We start from the raw sequence: 14,937 nt of genomic DNA on the forward strand, positions 1-14,937 counted from the left end.
AGGGAGGAGCACATCCGATGGCCACCCGCGCACCCGCCGCCGTCGCGACCGACGAGCCGCTGCTGACCTACCTCGACGACGCCACCGGCGAGCGCACCGAGCTGACCGGGCCGCAACTGGGCGAGTGGACGGCCCGCAGCGCCGGGCTGCTGCGCGACGGTTGCGGACTGCGCCCCGGCGACCGGGTGGCGGTGCTGCTGCCGCCGCACTGGCGTACCGCGGCAGTGCTGCTCGGGGCCTGGTCGGTGGGCCTGTCCGTCTCGTTCCGACCCCGCGCGCTGGCCGGTCTGCCGGTGCTGGAACCCGGAGCGGACCGGCCGTACGACGCGGTGTTCGTGACCCCGGAACGCCTCGACGACTGGCTGGAGGACGTACCCGAGGGGACACACCGCTACCTGGTGGGCACCGGGCCGGGCCCGCTGGCCGAGGTACCGCCGGGCTGGCTGGACTGGTCGGCCGAGGTGCTGCGGCACCCCACCGACCCGCCGGACTACACAGCTGTCGACCCGTCCGGCCCGGCCACGGCGGACGGCACCAGCTTCGGCGCGTGGCGGCGCCTGGCCGCCGAGATCGCCACCCAGCTCGATCTGCACCCCGGCGACCGCCTGGTGATCGACCCCACCGAGGACGAGCAGCCCCTGAAGTGGCTGCTGGCCCCCCTGTCCGCCCGGGCCACAGTCCTGATCCACGCCACCCGAGCCTCCCAGCCTCGCTGATCTTGCAGTTGCGGCCCCTCGGATGCCGCTTTTGCGGCACTTGCCGGGGCCGTAACTGCATGATCAACGGCGTTCCTGGCGTTCGCGTCGATCCACAAAGAGATCTTGGAGCCAAACGGCCCTCATGTGGGCTCTCATGTGGGCCCTTTCCTTCCAAGATCTCCGCGAGTCCCAGTGGGCGAAACGCTCGTCTCCTGTTGCGGCCGGCGGGTGGCCGCGGGGTGGGTGGGGAATCCGGTTGACCGTGGGGGAGGGGGTGGGGCCTACTGCCTCGGTGAGCCGGACCGTGAGGTCGGGCGGGGCGACAGGAGTGGGCGTGGGTGGGACGGATGCGCTTGTGTGGCGGGAGTTCGGCGAGGACGACCTGGCCGCGTTGACCGGCCTGGCGCAGGCGTGTCTCGCCACTGACGGCGGGTTGCCGCTGTTCGGGCGTACCCCGTTGGTGCGGGCACGGCTGCTGCAGACGCGTACCCACGGTGCGTGGTCCGGCGGCGACCTGGTCGCGGCCGTCGGGGTCGGCGCCGGGCGGACGCCGGCCACCGCCACCGGCCTGGTGCACCCGGCGTGGCGCGGGCGCGGGCTCGGCGGCGCGCTGCTCGACTGGGCCGAGAAGCACGCCGGCGCCGGGGGCCTGCTGGTCACCACGGAGACGTGGAACGCGGGTGCGGAGGAGTTGTTCGCCCAGCGCGGCTACACGCGGACGTTCCTGGAGTGGGTGCTGCGGCACGACCTCGACGCGCTGCCCGAGGTCGCCGCGCCGGACGGCGTGACTGTGGAGCCTGCCGCGCTGGGGCCGGAGCTGTTCGCCACCTATCGCGCGTCGTTCGCCGACCGGCCCGGATTCGTGGAGCCGGAGGCCGACGAGTGGCTGGGCGACCTGCGCGACGACGAGGACTTCCGTCCGGAGTTGACGCTGCTCGCGCGCGGTCCGGAAGGTGAGGCGACCGGCTTCGTCACCGTGCTCGACAACTGGATCGACCAGGTCGGTGTGGTGCCGGGCTGGCGCGGGCGGCGGGTCGGCGCGTACCTGGTGGCGCGCGTGCTGCGCGGCCTCGCCGACGCGGGCGCGGATGCCGCGTGGCTCTGCGTCAACGACGACAACCCGGCGGCCGGGCTGTACCGGCGGCTCGGCTTCCGCGACTTCGGCCGCCGCGCCCGCTACCTCCATGACTGACGCGACCCGGGCGGCCATCGTGCGGGCCCTGGCCGACCTGTGGGAGAACGGCTGCCCGGTGCCCGCGCCTGAGCACCAGGACAGGCTCGCCGACGTCGGCCTGCGCCGATGGCGCAGCGTCGCCCGCCGGCACCGGGGGCGGCGCCTCAGCCCGGACCAGCGCGTCCAGGACGTGGTACGCGGACTGGTCGCCGCGTTCGAGCCGGACCGTGCGCTGGTCGGGCCGCTGGTACGCGACTACGAGTGCGTGGCACGTGCCATCGCCGACGTCATGACGGCGACGGGTCCGCCGGGGACTGTTGGCGATGCCCATTGACGTGGTCTTATGTCGGGACGACGACGTCATCGATCCGCAGCTTTGACAACCCCGCGTCGGTACTCCTTTCATGCCTCTCGAAAGGTGCAACGATGCACAGGAAACCGACGATCCACCTGGCAGTGCTCGTCGCTGCCGCCGCCACCTTCCTGACCGCCGGAGGAGCCTCGGCCACGCCCGCACCCGTGGCCGCCTCCCCGATGGTCGCCGAGTGCGAGCCGGGCGCGGACAGCCACAGCGCCGCCCGGGTACGCGAGGGCACCACCGCCAAGGAGCCCGAGCTCTACTCGACCAACGAGGCCAAGGCGTACGGCGTCATCAAGGACTCGCCGCGCCTCGCCAACGGCAGCGTCACAGTGCCGACGGTCTTCCACATGATCTCCGACCACGAGCTGAGCGCGGCCGAGAAGGCCCGCTGGAACACGCTCATCTCGGCGCAGATGACGGTGCTCAACGACTCGTTCGCGGGTCGTACCGCGGCCGACGCCTCGGACACGCCGTTCCGCTTCTCGCTGGTCGACACCACGTGGACCGTCAACAGCACCTGGTACACGGTGGTGCCGGGCAAGAACGAGCGGGACATGAAGAAGGCGCTCTACACCGGCGACTCCCGCACCCTCAACGTGTACGCGGCGAACATCGGTGGCGGGCTGCTCGGCTGGGCGTACTTCCCGAAGGGCTACAACAACGGCCGCGACTACATCGACGGCGTGGTGATGCTGGACGAGTCGATGCCGGGCGGCACGGCCGGCAAGTACGCGCTCGGCGACACGCTCACCCACGAGGTCGGGCACTGGCTGATGCTGGAGCACACGTTCGCGCACGGCTGCTCCGCGTCCGGCGACTTCGTGGCGGACACGCCGCGTGAGGCGGCGCCGCAGTTCAACTGCCCGATCGAGGCGGACACCTGCACCGCGCCGGGGCTCGACCCGATCCACAACTTCATGGACTACACGCAGGACTCCTGCATGAACATGTTCACCCCGGGCCAGGCCGACCGGATGAGCGACGCCTGGGTCGCGTTCCGGGCCAGCGGCAAGGGCTGACCGCGAGGCCGGGCGGGCCGCACCACAGCGGCCCGCCCCGGCACGCCGGTCAGTCGACTGTCGGCAGCTTCGGCCCGAGCACGTCGTCGGCGTCCACGATGGTGTACGCGTACCCCTGCTCGGCCAGGAACCGCTGCCGGTGCGCGGCGTACTCGGTGTCGATGGTGTCCCGGGAGACCACCGTGTAGAAGTGCGCCTGCCGGCCGTCGGCCTTCGGGCGCAGCACCCGGCCCAGCCGCTGCGCCTCCTCCTGCCGGGAGCCGAACGTGCCGGACACCTGGATCGCGACAGCAGCCTCGGGCAGGTCGATGGAGAAGTTCCCGACCTTGGAGATGACCAGGGTCCGCACCTCGCCGGAGCGGAACGCGTCGAACAGCCGCTCGCGTTCCTTGTTCGTGGTGGAGCCCTGCACGATCGGCGCGTCCAGGTATTCGCCGAGTTGGTGCAGCTGGTCGAGGAACCCGCCGATGACGAGGACCTGCTCGGTGGGGTGCCGGTCCACCAGCGCACGGACCACCGGCAGCTTCGTGCGGGCGGTGGCCGCCATCCGGTAGCGCTCCTCGGCTTCCGCCGTCGCGTACGTCAGCCGCTCGGCGTCGGTGAGCGTCACCCGTACCTCGGTGCACTCCGCCGGGGCGATCCAGCCCTGCTGCTCGATGTCCTTCCACGGCGCGTCGTACCGCTTCGGGCCGATCAGGCTGAACACGTCGCCCTCCCGGCCGTCCTCGCGTACCAGAGTCGCGGTGAGGCCGAGCCGGCGGCGGGCCTGGAGGTCCGCCGTGAAGCGGAAGATCGGCGCGGGCAGCAGGTGCACCTCGTCGTAGACGACCAGGCCCCAGTCGCGGGCGCCGAACAGGTCCAGGTGGGTGAACGCGCCGCCGCGCCGCGAGGTGAGCACCTGGTACGTGGCGATGGTGACCGGGCGGATCTCCTTGCGCTCGCCCGAGTACTCGCCGATCTCCTCCTCGGTCAGCGACGTGCGGGCGATCAGCTCCCGCTTCCACTGGCGTCCCGCCACCGTGTTGGTGACCAGGATCAGCGTGGTCGCCTTCGCCTCGGCCATGGCCGCCGCCCCGACGAGCGTCTTGCCGGCGCCGCAGGGCAGCACCACCACGCCGGAGCCGCCGGCCCAGAACGCCTCGACCGCCTCCCGCTGGTACGACCGCAGCGTCCACGGCTTGCCGCCGTCCTTGCCGGACTCGGCCAGCTCGATCTGGTGCGCCTCGCCGTCCACGTACCCGGCCAGGTCCTCCGCCGGCCAGCCCAGCTTGAGCAGCGCCTGCTTGAGCCGCCCCCGCTCGGACGGGTGCACCGCGATGGTGTCGTCGTCCAGCTTCGCGCCGAGCATGCCGGCGAGCTTCTTGCTCTTGGCGACCTCGATCAGCACCACCCGGTCCAGCGCGCGCAGCACCAGGCCGTGCACCGGGTCGTTGGCGAGCTGGAGCCGGCCGTACCGGTCCATCGTCTCGGCCACGTCGACGAGCAGCCCGTGCGGCACCGGGTAGCGGGAGTACTTGATCAGCGAGTCGACCACGCCCTCGGCGTCGTGGCCGGCAGCCCGGGCGTTCCACAGGCCCAGCGGCGTGAGCCGGTACGTGTGCACGTGCTCGGGGGAGCGTTCCAGCTCGGCGAAGGGCGCGATCGCCATCCGGCACGCCTGCGCGTCGGGGTGATCGATCTCCAGCAGCAGCGTCTTGTCCGACTGCACGATCAGTGGTCCACCGCTCACGCCAGCGTCCTCTCGCATCGCTCGGAACCCCGCTGCCCGGAACCCCGCCGCACCCGCCGCACCCCGGCTGACCTGCCGGAGGCCGACCAACCAGTGTTGCACGCCGGAGGGCCCCGCAAAAAAGTCCGGCTGGACAGGCAACGTCATACTCGTCCCACACGTCTAGCAAGCGGGACAACTGTCCAGGGAGGGCCCATGCAGCGTGTCCGGTTTCTCGCCCGGGTCACCGCCCTGGCGGTGGTCGTGCTGGTCGGTGTCGGCGCCTGCGCGCTCGATCCGCAGGCGGACGGCGCCGGGGGGAGCACCCCCGGCCCGGTCGGGCTGACGGAGGGAGCATCGGGGGCGAGCGCGTCGCCCACGCCGGAGCAGCCGGTCACGTCCCCGTCGGCGCAGCCGAGCCGGACGGCCTCGCCGAAACCCTCCCGATCGCCGGAGGCGACGAAGACGACGAAGCCCAAGCCGAAGCCGAGCGCGTCCGCCGGATGCCCGCAGGGGGAGCACCAGCGGGCCGTGGAGACGTACCTGACGCGGCTGGGCGGCTTCGGGACGCTGACCGTGGACGGCGAGCAGTCCGCCGCCGACTGCGCGGCGATCAAGAAGTTCCAGATCCGGTACGGCATCAGCCCGTCCTCGGGCCGCGCCGGCCCCACCACGTACGACGTGGCGAAGCGGCTGGCCGCCACCGACACCGCGCGGTGCAAGGCCGGTTCCCGGCTCACCTTCTGCGTCGACCTGACCCGGCAGACGGTCTGGGCGATGCGCGGCGGCACCGTGGTGATGGGCCCGACCGTCACCCGCACCGGCATGTCCGGCTACGCCACCCCGGCCGGCACGTACTCGGTGGGCCGGAAGAACCCGCGCGAGTGGTCCAACCCGTACGAGGTGTGGCTGCCGTACTGGCAGCAGTTCAACGGCGGGATCGGCTTCCACGAGACCACCACGTACCTGCACAACGGCGCGATCGGCTCACACGGCTGCGTCAACCTGCTGCACCGCGACGCGGTACGCCTGTGGGAGCTGGGTTCGGTCGGCACCCGCGTGGTCGTGATCGGCCGCCGCCCCGGCACCTGAGCCGCCCCGGCCGTCCCCACCCGTGACCGGACCGCCCGGATCAGGGTTTTAACCCCTGTCCGCCCGGTCCGGCAGGTGCCACTCTGGAAGCCGGGTCCATGCCGGGGCGGGGAGGGACTGCCATGACCGTTGACCAGGACGTGCTTCCCGACGAGGAGCGGACGCAGCAGCAGGAGGTGCCCACCGCGGTCCTGTTCGGCTACGCGGCCGCCGCCGTCGGGGTGTTCGGCTGGTTCCTGTTCGGGCTGCTGGTGCAGCAGCAGGGCTTCGTCGACTCGGTCGGCGAGTCGGCCGGGGCGGCGTTCGCGTTGCTGCTGGCCGTGTCGGTAGTGGGCACGCTGCGCCGCAACGGGGACTGACCCCTCACTCCTCCAGCACCGCCGCGGTGATCCGGTGCAGCGCGAACGTGTGCAGCATCTCCGTCCGGTCGTCCTCGGCGCGCAGGTAGCCGGCGCCGATCGACACCGGCCGGACCAGCCGGGACGCGGTCGCGCCGTGCGCGTCGACGTAGCCGACCCAGACCAGCGCCTTGTCCCGTACCGCCTGCTGGAGCACCGCCAGCGCGTCGCCGTGACCGGGCACCGGCGCGGGACCGCCCGTGCCCGCGCCGCCCCGGACCACCGCCGGGGCCCGCCGCGCCGCCCGGGCCGCCGCGTCGCCCCGGCGGATCTGCTCCACCACGCCGAGCAGGCGGGGCATGGGCAGCTTCGGCGTGGCGAGCGGGTCCACAGTGCGGCCGACCCCGGTACGGGCGGGCGCCCGCCGGGTCTTCGGCCGGGCCAGCACAGTCGCTCCGCTGGCGTCCTCGGGCACCGGGGCGTACCCGGCGTCGCGCAACGCGGTGAGCATCCGGTTGACCTGGTACGGCGTCACAAGCACTGTCGGGGCGAGCCGGCGGAACGCCAGCGGCTCCAGGCGCCGGTCGGCCTGCACCTCACTGAGCAGCGCCTCGTCGTCGCTGCGCACGTACCCGCCGGCCGAGCCGACGCGCAGCCCGCCGTGCTTGCGGGCCACATCGTCGACCAGGTAGGTCAGGCCCTGCGGCACCGGGGTACGCGACCGGCGGCGGAACAACGCGTGCAGGTCCTCGGCGGTGTAGCCGGCGTCCAGCGCCCGCCGGATGCTCCCCGTGGTGACCCGGTGCACGCTCGCCCCGCCCGCCGACTCGTGCTCGGCCACCACGTCCAGTTCGGCGGCGAGCGCCGGGTCGGGCGGGCCGGGCACCACTACTGTCAGGTCGGCCTGCACCAGCACGTGGTCGACCGGGGCGGGCAGCAGCCCGTCCAGCGCGCGGACGGTGGTCGACGGGTCGCCCGACTCGGCGTCGGAGCGCAGCCCGAGCGGGTCGTCGCCGCGTTCGTCGGCGTCGGTCAGCTCGGCGAGCAGCAGCCGCCCGTACGTGGTCAGCGCGCCGAGCCCGGTCACGCCCAGCGCGGCCGCCTCGGCCAGCACCTCCCGGTGCGCCGCCTCCCGCCCACGGGCCCGCCGGGGCGCGCGCCAGTCCAGCAGTTCCAGCACCTCGTCGGGGGTGGGCGCGGTGCCGGCCGGCAGGTCGGCGAGCACGGCGAGCACCGCGCGCCGGGCGGCCGGCGCTCCGGCTCGTTCCGCCTCGGCGGAGAGCACCGAGATGGGCCGGTCCCGGTCGTCGCGCTGCCCGATCAGGCCGGCCTGGCGGGGCATCGACATCCAGGCGCGGGCGAGCTGCTCCCAGCGCTGGGCCAGCGACGCCGCGCGCCACACCTCGTACCCGCCGGTGGGCAGGATCTGCTGGTCGCCGCCGTAGCGGGTGGTGGCCGCGCCGGAAAGCTCCAGCTCACCGGTCAGCCCGGCCGCGTACGCCACCTCGAACAGCAGCGCGGTGGTCGTCTCGTCCAGCCCGAGGCCACGGGCGAGCCGGCGCAGGTCGCGTACGCCGACGCCGCCGGAGCGCAGGACCGGGGCCGGCTCCACGATCAGCGCCTCCAGCAGCGCCTCGGTGTGCCGGACCACCTCCATCGTCTGCCCGGCCCCGGCCGAGTCGACGGACTTGACCTCGCGGGGCGGGCCGGAGGCCGCCGGCGGGCTGGTGCGCAGCGGGCCGAGCGGACCGGCGTCGCGGCGCAGCACCAGCCCCACCTCGCGGGGCAGCTCGACGGTGCCGTTGCGGCCGCCGGACATCCGTACCAGCAGCCGGTGCTCGACCAGCCAGCGGATCGGGGAGCCGGTCGGCGCGCCGCCGTTGACCAGGTCCGGCGGGAGCACGTCCTCGGCGCCGGTGGCGGGCGCCTCCAGCGCGCCCGGTGCGACAGTGCCGACCGGCGGCCCGGCGGCGAGCCGGTCCAGGACCGCGCGGGCCGAGGGCGGCGCGGACAGCAGCGTCCGCCGCAGCTTCGCCGGGTCCGCGCAGAGGGCCGCCACGCGCGGGTCCAGCTCCGCCGCCGGCCGGCCCAGCCCTGCCGGGTACGGGGACACCTCGTCGATGCCGCCGGCCACGCACAGGTCGTGCTCGGGGCCGTACAGCAGGAACCGGGCCCGGAGCCGGTCGACGGCGGCGCGGACCGCCGTGGGTGCGGGGGGCTGCGGTCCGGCGGTGGCCATGGCGAGGATCTGGTCGGTGGAGGTGGCGCCCTCGGGGCCGCGGGTGAGGCGGGCGGCGTCGAGGATCTGGAGGGTGAACTGGTCCAGCCCGTCGAGCGCCCGGGCCACGGAGACCCGGGACTGGGCGCGCAGGGCGAGGGCGGACACGTCGGCCGGCACCGGCACGACGAGGTCCGGCCGCAGCTGGAGCAGCGCGGCGAGGGACTCGTCGGGGAGGGCCCGCAGGTGGTCGGCGAGTGAGGTGGTCATCGTCGTACCACGCTAGCCCGCTGGGTAGGTTCTCGGCATGCCTCCGCTGATGGTCGGCTTCGACCTCGACATGACACTGGTCGACTCCCGCCCCGGGATCGCCGCCGCGTTCCGGGCGCTCACCGCGCGGACCGGCGTGCACGTGGACGGGGATCTGGCGGTCTCGCGGCTGGGCCCGCCGCTGCGCACCGAGCTGGCGCACTGGTTCCCGGCGGAGCGCGTGGAGGAGGCGGTGACGGTCTACCGGGAGCTGTATCCGGCGTACGCGATCACCCCGACGGTGCCGATGCCGGGTGCGGAGGCCGCGTTGCGCGCGGTGCAGGCGCGCGGCGGCCGGACGATGGTGGTGACCGCGAAGATCGGCCGGTTGGCGAAGCTGCACCTGGACCACCTCGGGCTGCCGGTGGACGAGCTGGCCGGGGACGTGTTCGCCGAGCAGAAGGCGGTCGCGTTGCGCGAGCACGGCGCGACGCTGTACGTGGGTGATCACGTGGCCGACATGGCCGCCGCGCGGGCTGCGGGAATCCCAGGCGTGGCAGTGGCGACCGGTCCCTGCTCGGCCGCCGAACTGACCGAGGCCGGGGCGTACCTGGTGCTTGATGATCTCGTCGAATTCCCGAGGGCGCTGGACCGGATCATCGGGCTAGCCTTGGAGGGGTAGACGGTTCGAGTGGAGCGGGGTTCAACAGGTGCCAACGGGTCGAGTGAAGTGGTACGACGCCGCCAAGGGGTACGGGTTCGTCACCAGTGACGAGGGCGGCGACGTGTTCCTGCCGAAGGGCGCGCTACCGGCGGGTGTCGCCGACCTGAAGGGGGGCCAGCGGGTCGATTTCAGCGTGGTCGACAGCCGGCGGGGCGCCCAGGCCATGGGAGTCAAGCTGCTGGAGGCGCCGCCGTCCGTGGCGGAGCTGCGCCGCCGGCCGGCCGAGGAGCTGCACGGCCTGGTGGAAGACATGATCAAGGTGCTGGAGGCGAAGGTCCAGCCGGACCTGCGCCGGGGTCGCTTCCCGGACCGCAAGGCCGCCCAGAAGATCGCTCAGCTGGTCCACGCGGTGGCGCGCGAGCTGGAGGTCTGAGGCACGAGCCCGGCGTCGGCGGCCCGGCCCAGCAGCGCCTCCACGGCGGCGAAGCCGGCCTCACCCAGGTCGGCGGTGAACTCGTTGACGTAGAGGCCGATGTGCCGGTCCACCACGTCGGGCTCCATCTCCTGCGCGTGCGCGAGGACGTACTCGCGGCTGGCCTCCGGGTCGGCCCACGCCTGGCGTACCGACTCGCGGATCCACGCGGCGGCCTCGACCGGGTCGACAGCGCCGCGGCGGGCCAGGATCGCGCCCAGCGGGATCGGCAGCCCGGTGTCGCCCTCCCACCACTCGCCGAGGTCGACCAGCGCGGTCAGCCCGTGTCGCGGGTAGGTGAAGCGCGCCTCGTGGATGACCAGGCCCGCGTCGTACCGGCCGGCGGCGACGCCCGGCATGATCTCGTGGAACGGCACCACCTCGATGCGCGCCGGGGCCTGGCCGGCCGCCCAGAGCCGGAACAGCAGGTACGCGGTGGTCCGCTCGCCGGGCACCGCCACCGTCGCCCCGGACAGGTCGGTCCGGTCGCCCCGGGTCAGCACCAGCGGGCCGCAGCCCCGGCCGAGCGCGCCGCCGCAGGGCAGCAGGTGGTAGTCGTCGAGCAGCCACGGCAGCGCCGCGTAGCTGACCTTCACCAGGTCGAACGCCCCTCGCTCGGCGGCCGTGTTCGTGACGTCCACGTCCGCGTAGGTCACCTCGACCGGCGGCGCGCCGGGCACCCGGCCGTGCACCAGGGCGTCGAAGACGAACGTGTCGTTGGGGCAGGGGGAGATCGCCAGGGAGAGCGCCACGTCCCCACCGTAACCCCGGGGGCCGGGCGGCCCGTCACAGCGTCCGGTGTGACGTCCAGCCGTCCCGGTGCAGCCGTTCGATGCCGTCGAGCAGCAGGTCCAGCGCGAACTCGAACTCGAACTGGTCGTCGCAGCCCGGCCCGACGACCGAGTCGCCGTCGTGCGACGCCGCGGTGGCGATCGCCGCGAGGTTGGGGAACCGGGCGGCCATCTCCGGCGGCAGGTCGGCGGGCGGCTCGGGCACTGTCGCGCCGGACCGGCCGGCCTGCCGGCTGGTGTCGAACAGCTCCTGGCTGAAGCCCAGGACACGGCTGCCCATGGCATGCATCACGTGGTGGGCGAGGTCGGTGGAGAACCCACCGGCCCGCAACGCCTCGACCGTCGAGTCCAGGTACGCGAGCACGGCCGGCGTCGCAGTGTTGCGGGACTCGATCGCCAGCGCCGCCCAGGGGTGGCGCAGCAGCACCTGTCGTGCGGAGAGGATGCGCCGCCGGATCGCGTGCTTCCAGTCGCCGGCCTCGGGCGGGTCGATCTCCGCGACCACGACGTCGATCATGCCGTCGACCAGTTCGTCCTTGTTGGCCACGTGCTTGTAGAGCGCCATCGGCACGACGCCCAGGTCCTGCGCGAGGTTGCGCATGCTGAGCGACTCGATGCCTGTCTCGTCGGCGAGCGCGACGGCGGCGCGCAGGATCCGGTCCCTGCTCAGCGGTGCCCGGCGCACCTTCTCCGCCTGCTTCGGCATGTGTTCCTCGCCTTCCCGGGGGCGGTTGTCACAGTATCCGCCTTGACTGGTGTACGGCGTACACCTAGCCTGGTCCCATCGAGGTGTACGCCGTACACCTGGGAGGGAGCGGGACCATGAGAGCGATCGTCCAGGACCGGTACGGCCCGCCCGAGACACTCACGCTCGCCGACGTCGACACGCCCGTGCCCGCCGCCGACGAGGTGCTGGTCCGGGTCGAGGCGGCAGCGCTCAACGCGTACGACTGGCACGTCATGCGCGGCGACCCCCGGCTGTCGCGGCTGGCGCTCGGCCTCGGGCGGCCCCGGGCGCGCATCCGTGGCCGCGACGTCGCCGGCCGGGTCGAGGCCGTCGGCGCCCAGGTGCGGCAGGTACGCCCCGGTGACGCCGTCTTCGCCGACCTCGGCGAGGCCGACGGCGCGTTCGCCGAGTACGTGTGCGTACCCGAACGCCTGGTCGCGACGCGGCCGGCGAACCTGACGCCGGAGCAGGCCGCCGCGCTGCCGCTGGCCGGCGTCACCGCGCTCCAGGGGCTGCGCGACGCCGGGCAGGTCCGGCCCGGCCACCGAGTCCTGATCAACGGGGCGTCCGGCGGCGTCGGCACGCTCGCCGTCCAGCTGGCCAAGGCGCTCGGCGCGACGGTGACCGGCGTGTGCAGCACCCGCAACGCCGACCTGGTCCGCTCGCTCGGCGCCGACCACGTCGTCCACTACACCCGGGCGGACTTCACCCGCGCCGGGGAGCGACACGACGTGGTGTTCGACCTGGTCGGCAACCGTTCACTGCGCGCGCTGCGGCGCGCGCTGACGCCGGACGGCACGCTCGTGCTCTCCGGCGGCGGCGTCTACCGCGGTGGCAGCCTCATCGGACCGGTCGGGCTGCTCGCCCGCGGACGGCTGACGGCGCCCTTCGTCCGGCAGCGCATCGTCGCGCTCGCCACCTCACCCGGCCGGCCGCACCTGGACGTGCTCCGCGAGCACGCCGAGGCCGGCCGTCTCGCGGCGGTCATCGACCGCACCTATCCACTGCACGAGGTGCCCGACGCCATCCGGTACCTCGAAGCGGAGCACGCGCGGGCGAAGGTCGTCATCACGATCTGAGGTCGTCATCCCCAGCCCGGCGAGTTGTCCACAGGGTTGTCCACAGGTGGACAAGATCAGTGGAGGGCGGCAGCGGCGACGGTGAGCGCGGCGAACGCCTCGCGCATGCGCCACGCGCTCCGGTCGCGCGGGCCGATCGGGTTGGAGACCGTACGCAGCTCGGCGAAGCGCACGCCGGCCTGGGCGGCGGCGACCGCCACGCCGTACCCCTCCATGGCCTCGGCCACCGCGTCCGGGTGCCGTTCGGCGAGGGCCGCGGTACTCGCGGCGGTGCCGGTCACCGTGCTCACCGTCAGCACCGTGCCGACCGTCGCCCCCGGCAGGGCGGCCCGCAGCCCAGCCAGCAGGCCCGGGTCGGCGGGCACGGTCCGGCCGCCGCCCAGCAGCTCGGGGGGCATGCCCAGATCCTCCACCGGGATGAACCCGCCCGGCGACTCGGCACCCAGGTCGGCGGCGACACTGCGGTCGGCCAGCACCGTGCCGCCGACGGCGACCCGGCCGGCGAACCCACCGGCGATGCCCGCGCTGACCACCGCCCGGTACGGCCGCCCGGCGGCCTCGGCCAGCGCCAGCAGCCGTGCCGTGGCGGCAGCGGCGACAGCCGGGCCGACGCCGACCGGCACCACTGTCACCGTCTCGTCCGGTGCGGTGAGGCCGGCACGGATCGCCTCGGCCTCGGCGGGTACCGCCGTGACCACGAGCAGCCCGCTCACGCCACCGGCCCTCGGGGGTCGCGCCGCTCGGTGTCCTCGACCCCGCCGGGACCGCCCACCGACGAGGAGGGCCGGTAGATGTGGAAGCCGGGCGGCGCGAGACCGTCGTCGTCCGGCGGGCCGGGCCGCTGGGGCGCCGGTGACGTCGGGGCCGGGTCGTCGAACGAGGTGGTGGCCGGTTCCTCGGCCCGGGTGGCCTGCTCCGCCGCCAGTTCCTCGTCGCCGAGCGGCCGGCCGACCAGGTGCTCGCCGCGCAGCTTGCCGGCGACCAGCACCCCGCGTACGGCCACCAGCGCGGCCACCGCGGCGGCGACGGTCACGCCGATCAGCCCGGTGAACGGCACCAGCCCGAGCCCGCCCCCGGCCACGAACGCGAGCATCAGCGCGGTCTCCGAGTGCGCGAACGAGCTGGCCCGCAGCCGCTCCGGGATGCGTTCCTGGATCGAGGCGTCCACTGTCAGCTTGGCGATCCCGCTCATCATCGCCGCCACCAGGCAGAGCAGCGCCACCATGGGCAGGGAGAACTTCAGCGCGGCGAGCACCGCCACGCCGGCCACCACTATCGTGCCGCTGGACTGGAGCGCTGTCGGCCGGTGGATGCGCAGCCGGGTGCCGATCGCGGTGGCCAGGAACGTGCCGACGGCCAGCGAGCCGCCGACCAGGCCCAGCGCGCCCTGGGCGCCGAGGTCACGGCCGAAGAAGTCGGTGGTCAGGTCACCGGCCTTGATGGCGAAGGCCAGGAAGAGCAGCAGGAAGCCGTAGAGCCCGCGCAGCGCCGCCGCGCCGATCAGCGTGGCGATCACCAGGCGGCCGGCCGGGCGGCCCCGGCCCAGCGGGCGCTCGCCGTCACGGCGGCGCATCGCGCGCAGCGGGTGCGGCATCCGCTCCGGCGGCTCGGAGTCGGCCTTCGGCGGCAGCCGGAGTGAGATCACCATGCCGATCAGGAAGATCACCGAGGCGACCCGCAGCGGCCACTGCGGCCCGAACCAGAACGCGGCCAGCCCGATCGGCGCGACGAGCGCGCCCGCCACCGTGCCGTAGACGCTCGCCCGCGCCCCGACCTGGGACAGCCCGAGGCCCTCGGGCAGCAGCCGGGGGACCGCCGCCGAGCGGGCCACGCCGTACGCCCGGGAGAGCGCGAGCACGCCGAACGCCGCCGGGTAGAGCCCGAAGCCGCCGATGTAGTCGGAGATCAACCAGGCCAGGAACGCGCGGCCGAGCATGGTGGTGGCAAGCGCGTACCGCCGGCCGTGGCGGAAGTGGTCGAGCAGCGGGCCGACCACCGGGGCGAGCATGGCGAACGGGACCATGGTCACCAGCAGGTAGAGGGCGACCTTGTTGCGCGCCTCGCCCAGCGGCACGTCGAAGAAGATCGTCCCGGCCAGGCCGATGGCGATGAGCGTGTCACCGGCGCAGGAGAGGGCGTGCAGGTCGAACAGCCGGACCATGCCCACCTCGTTGCCGGCGCTGCGGGCCCGGGCGGTGCCGGCGCGACGGGTCATCCAGCGCCCGCCGTGCAGAGACCCGCGCAACAGCAGCCGGGTGGCGCGGATGCCGGTGCCGACGGTCCGCCCCAGGAAGGAGCGGCCGGAGCGGGAGGACAGCGCCATGCGTCCCATCCTCGCCCATTCGAT

15 protein-coding genes are annotated in these 14,937 nt (G+C 74.0%); 9 read left to right on the forward strand and 6 right to left on the reverse strand.

Translation table 11 applies throughout. The features are described 5' to 3' along the window. Positions 1-17 precede the first annotated feature (17 nt). The 4 genes from FHU28_RS05240 (at position 18) to FHU28_RS05255 (ending at position 3,252) form a co-directional block, all read left to right on the forward strand. Complete coding sequence (locus FHU28_RS05240) at positions 18-716, forward strand: TIGR03089 family protein (protein WP_184681410.1); 699 nt, start codon at positions 18-20, stop codon at positions 714-716. Positions 717-1,032: 316 nt separating this feature from the next. Further along, positions 1,033-1,890 carry a GNAT family N-acetyltransferase gene (locus FHU28_RS05245; RefSeq protein ID WP_184681418.1) on the forward strand — a complete coding sequence of 286 codons (858 nt, stop codon included), beginning with the start codon at positions 1,033-1,035 and terminating at the stop codon, positions 1,888-1,890. Then, positions 1,883-2,206: a hypothetical protein gene (locus FHU28_RS05250; protein ID WP_184681420.1), complete on the forward strand. Its 324-nt coding sequence runs from the start codon at positions 1,883-1,885 to the stop codon at positions 2,204-2,206. Before FHU28_RS05245 ends, FHU28_RS05250 begins: the two co-directional genes overlap by 8 nt. A gap of 92 nt (positions 2,207-2,298) precedes the next feature. Then, positions 2,299-3,252 carry a zinc metalloprotease gene (locus tag FHU28_RS05255; RefSeq protein WP_184681422.1) on the forward strand — a complete coding sequence of 318 codons (954 nt, stop codon included), beginning with the start codon at positions 2,299-2,301 and terminating at the stop codon, positions 3,250-3,252. 49 nt (positions 3,253-3,301) lie between these two features. Here FHU28_RS05255 and FHU28_RS05260 read toward each other — a convergent pair whose 3' ends face one another. Then, the gene (locus tag FHU28_RS05260) at positions 3,302-4,981 is read right to left on the reverse strand and encodes a DNA repair helicase XPB (RefSeq protein WP_184681424.1); all 1,680 of its coding nucleotides are present in this window, start codon (positions 4,979-4,981) and stop codon (positions 3,302-3,304) included. Between the two features lie 195 nt (positions 4,982-5,176). Here FHU28_RS05260 and FHU28_RS05265 point away from each other — a divergent pair, with 195 nt between their 5' ends. Together FHU28_RS05265 and FHU28_RS05270 are read left to right on the forward strand one after the other, a co-directional pair. Next, positions 5,177-6,052, forward strand: coding sequence for a L,D-transpeptidase family protein (locus FHU28_RS05265; protein ID WP_184681426.1), 876 nt, complete (start codon positions 5,177-5,179; stop codon positions 6,050-6,052). 122 nt (positions 6,053-6,174) lie between these two features. Further along, positions 6,175-6,411, forward strand: a complete 237-nt coding sequence (locus tag FHU28_RS05270; protein ID WP_184681429.1) for a hypothetical protein — start codon at positions 6,175-6,177, stop codon at positions 6,409-6,411. Between the two features lie 4 nt (positions 6,412-6,415). Here FHU28_RS05270 and FHU28_RS05275 read toward each other — a convergent pair whose 3' ends face one another. Continuing rightward, positions 6,416-8,878: a helicase-associated domain-containing protein gene (locus FHU28_RS05275; protein WP_184681431.1), complete on the reverse strand. Its 2,463-nt coding sequence runs from the start codon at positions 8,876-8,878 to the stop codon at positions 6,416-6,418. 37 nt (positions 8,879-8,915) lie between these two features. On the opposite strand from FHU28_RS05275, the gene FHU28_RS05280 reads away from it, so the two are divergent. After that, on the forward strand, positions 8,916-9,539 hold the full coding sequence (locus FHU28_RS05280; RefSeq protein WP_184681433.1) for an HAD family hydrolase: 624 nt from the start codon (positions 8,916-8,918) through the stop codon (positions 9,537-9,539). Between the two features lie 28 nt (positions 9,540-9,567). After that, positions 9,568-9,954 carry a cold-shock protein gene (locus tag FHU28_RS05285; protein ID WP_073826071.1) on the forward strand — a complete coding sequence of 129 codons (387 nt, stop codon included), beginning with the start codon at positions 9,568-9,570 and terminating at the stop codon, positions 9,952-9,954. On the opposite strand, the gene FHU28_RS05290 is transcribed toward FHU28_RS05285, so the two are convergent. Both FHU28_RS05290 and FHU28_RS05295 read right to left on the reverse strand, forming a co-directional pair. Next, positions 9,915-10,745 carry a 1,4-dihydroxy-6-naphtoate synthase gene (locus FHU28_RS05290; RefSeq protein ID WP_073826067.1) on the reverse strand — a complete coding sequence of 277 codons (831 nt, stop codon included), beginning with the start codon at positions 10,743-10,745 and terminating at the stop codon, positions 9,915-9,917. The two genes, FHU28_RS05285 and FHU28_RS05290, sit on opposite strands and share 40 nt — an antisense overlap. 34 nt (positions 10,746-10,779) lie before the next feature. Next, positions 10,780-11,490 carry a TetR/AcrR family transcriptional regulator gene (locus tag FHU28_RS05295; protein WP_184681435.1) on the reverse strand — a complete coding sequence of 237 codons (711 nt, stop codon included), beginning with the start codon at positions 11,488-11,490 and terminating at the stop codon, positions 10,780-10,782. 116 nt (positions 11,491-11,606) lie between these two features. Between FHU28_RS05295 and FHU28_RS05300 the strand changes: the two genes are divergently transcribed. Beyond that, on the forward strand, positions 11,607-12,590 hold the full coding sequence (locus FHU28_RS05300; RefSeq protein ID WP_184681437.1) for an NAD(P)-dependent alcohol dehydrogenase: 984 nt from the start codon (positions 11,607-11,609) through the stop codon (positions 12,588-12,590). A 56-nt stretch (positions 12,591-12,646) separates the two neighbouring features. On the opposite strand, the gene FHU28_RS05305 is transcribed toward FHU28_RS05300, so the two are convergent. Further along, positions 12,647-13,303 (reverse strand): futalosine hydrolase, encoded by a 657-nt coding sequence (locus tag FHU28_RS05305; RefSeq protein WP_184681439.1) that lies wholly within the window; start codon positions 13,301-13,303, stop codon positions 12,647-12,649. Beyond that, a complete protein-coding gene (locus FHU28_RS05310) occupies positions 13,300-14,913 on the reverse strand; it encodes an MFS transporter (protein WP_184681441.1) in 1,614 nt (537 codons plus the stop codon). Before FHU28_RS05310 ends, FHU28_RS05305 begins: the two co-directional genes overlap by 4 nt. Positions 14,914-14,937: the final 24 nt, after the last annotated feature.

The organism is Micromonospora echinospora, assembly GCF_014203425.1.
Lineage (GTDB): Bacteria > Actinomycetota > Actinomycetes > Mycobacteriales > Micromonosporaceae > Micromonospora > Micromonospora echinospora_A.

Coding starts and splice junctions, on each gene's coding strand:
- FHU28_RS05255 (WP_184681422.1), top strand. CDS start 2,299: ATGCACAGGAAACCGACGATCCACCTGGCAGTGCTCGTCGCTGCCGCC.
- FHU28_RS05275 (WP_184681431.1), bottom strand. CDS start 8,878: ATGACCACCTCACTCGCCGACCACCTGCGGGCCCTCCCCGACGAGTCC.
- FHU28_RS05300 (WP_184681437.1), top strand. CDS start 11,607: ATGAGAGCGATCGTCCAGGACCGGTACGGCCCGCCCGAGACACTCACG.
- FHU28_RS05250 (WP_184681420.1), top strand. CDS start 1,883: ATGACTGACGCGACCCGGGCGGCCATCGTGCGGGCCCTGGCCGACCTG.
- FHU28_RS05265 (WP_184681426.1), top strand. CDS start 5,177: ATGCAGCGTGTCCGGTTTCTCGCCCGGGTCACCGCCCTGGCGGTGGTC.
- FHU28_RS05240 (WP_184681410.1), top strand. CDS start 18: ATGGCCACCCGCGCACCCGCCGCCGTCGCGACCGACGAGCCGCTGCTG.
- FHU28_RS05270 (WP_184681429.1), top strand. CDS start 6,175: ATGACCGTTGACCAGGACGTGCTTCCCGACGAGGAGCGGACGCAGCAG.
- FHU28_RS05310 (WP_184681441.1), bottom strand. CDS start 14,913: ATGGCGCTGTCCTCCCGCTCCGGCCGCTCCTTCCTGGGGCGGACCGTC.
- FHU28_RS05295 (WP_184681435.1), bottom strand. CDS start 11,490: ATGCCGAAGCAGGCGGAGAAGGTGCGCCGGGCACCGCTGAGCAGGGAC.
- FHU28_RS05280 (WP_184681433.1), top strand. CDS start 8,916: ATGCCTCCGCTGATGGTCGGCTTCGACCTCGACATGACACTGGTCGAC.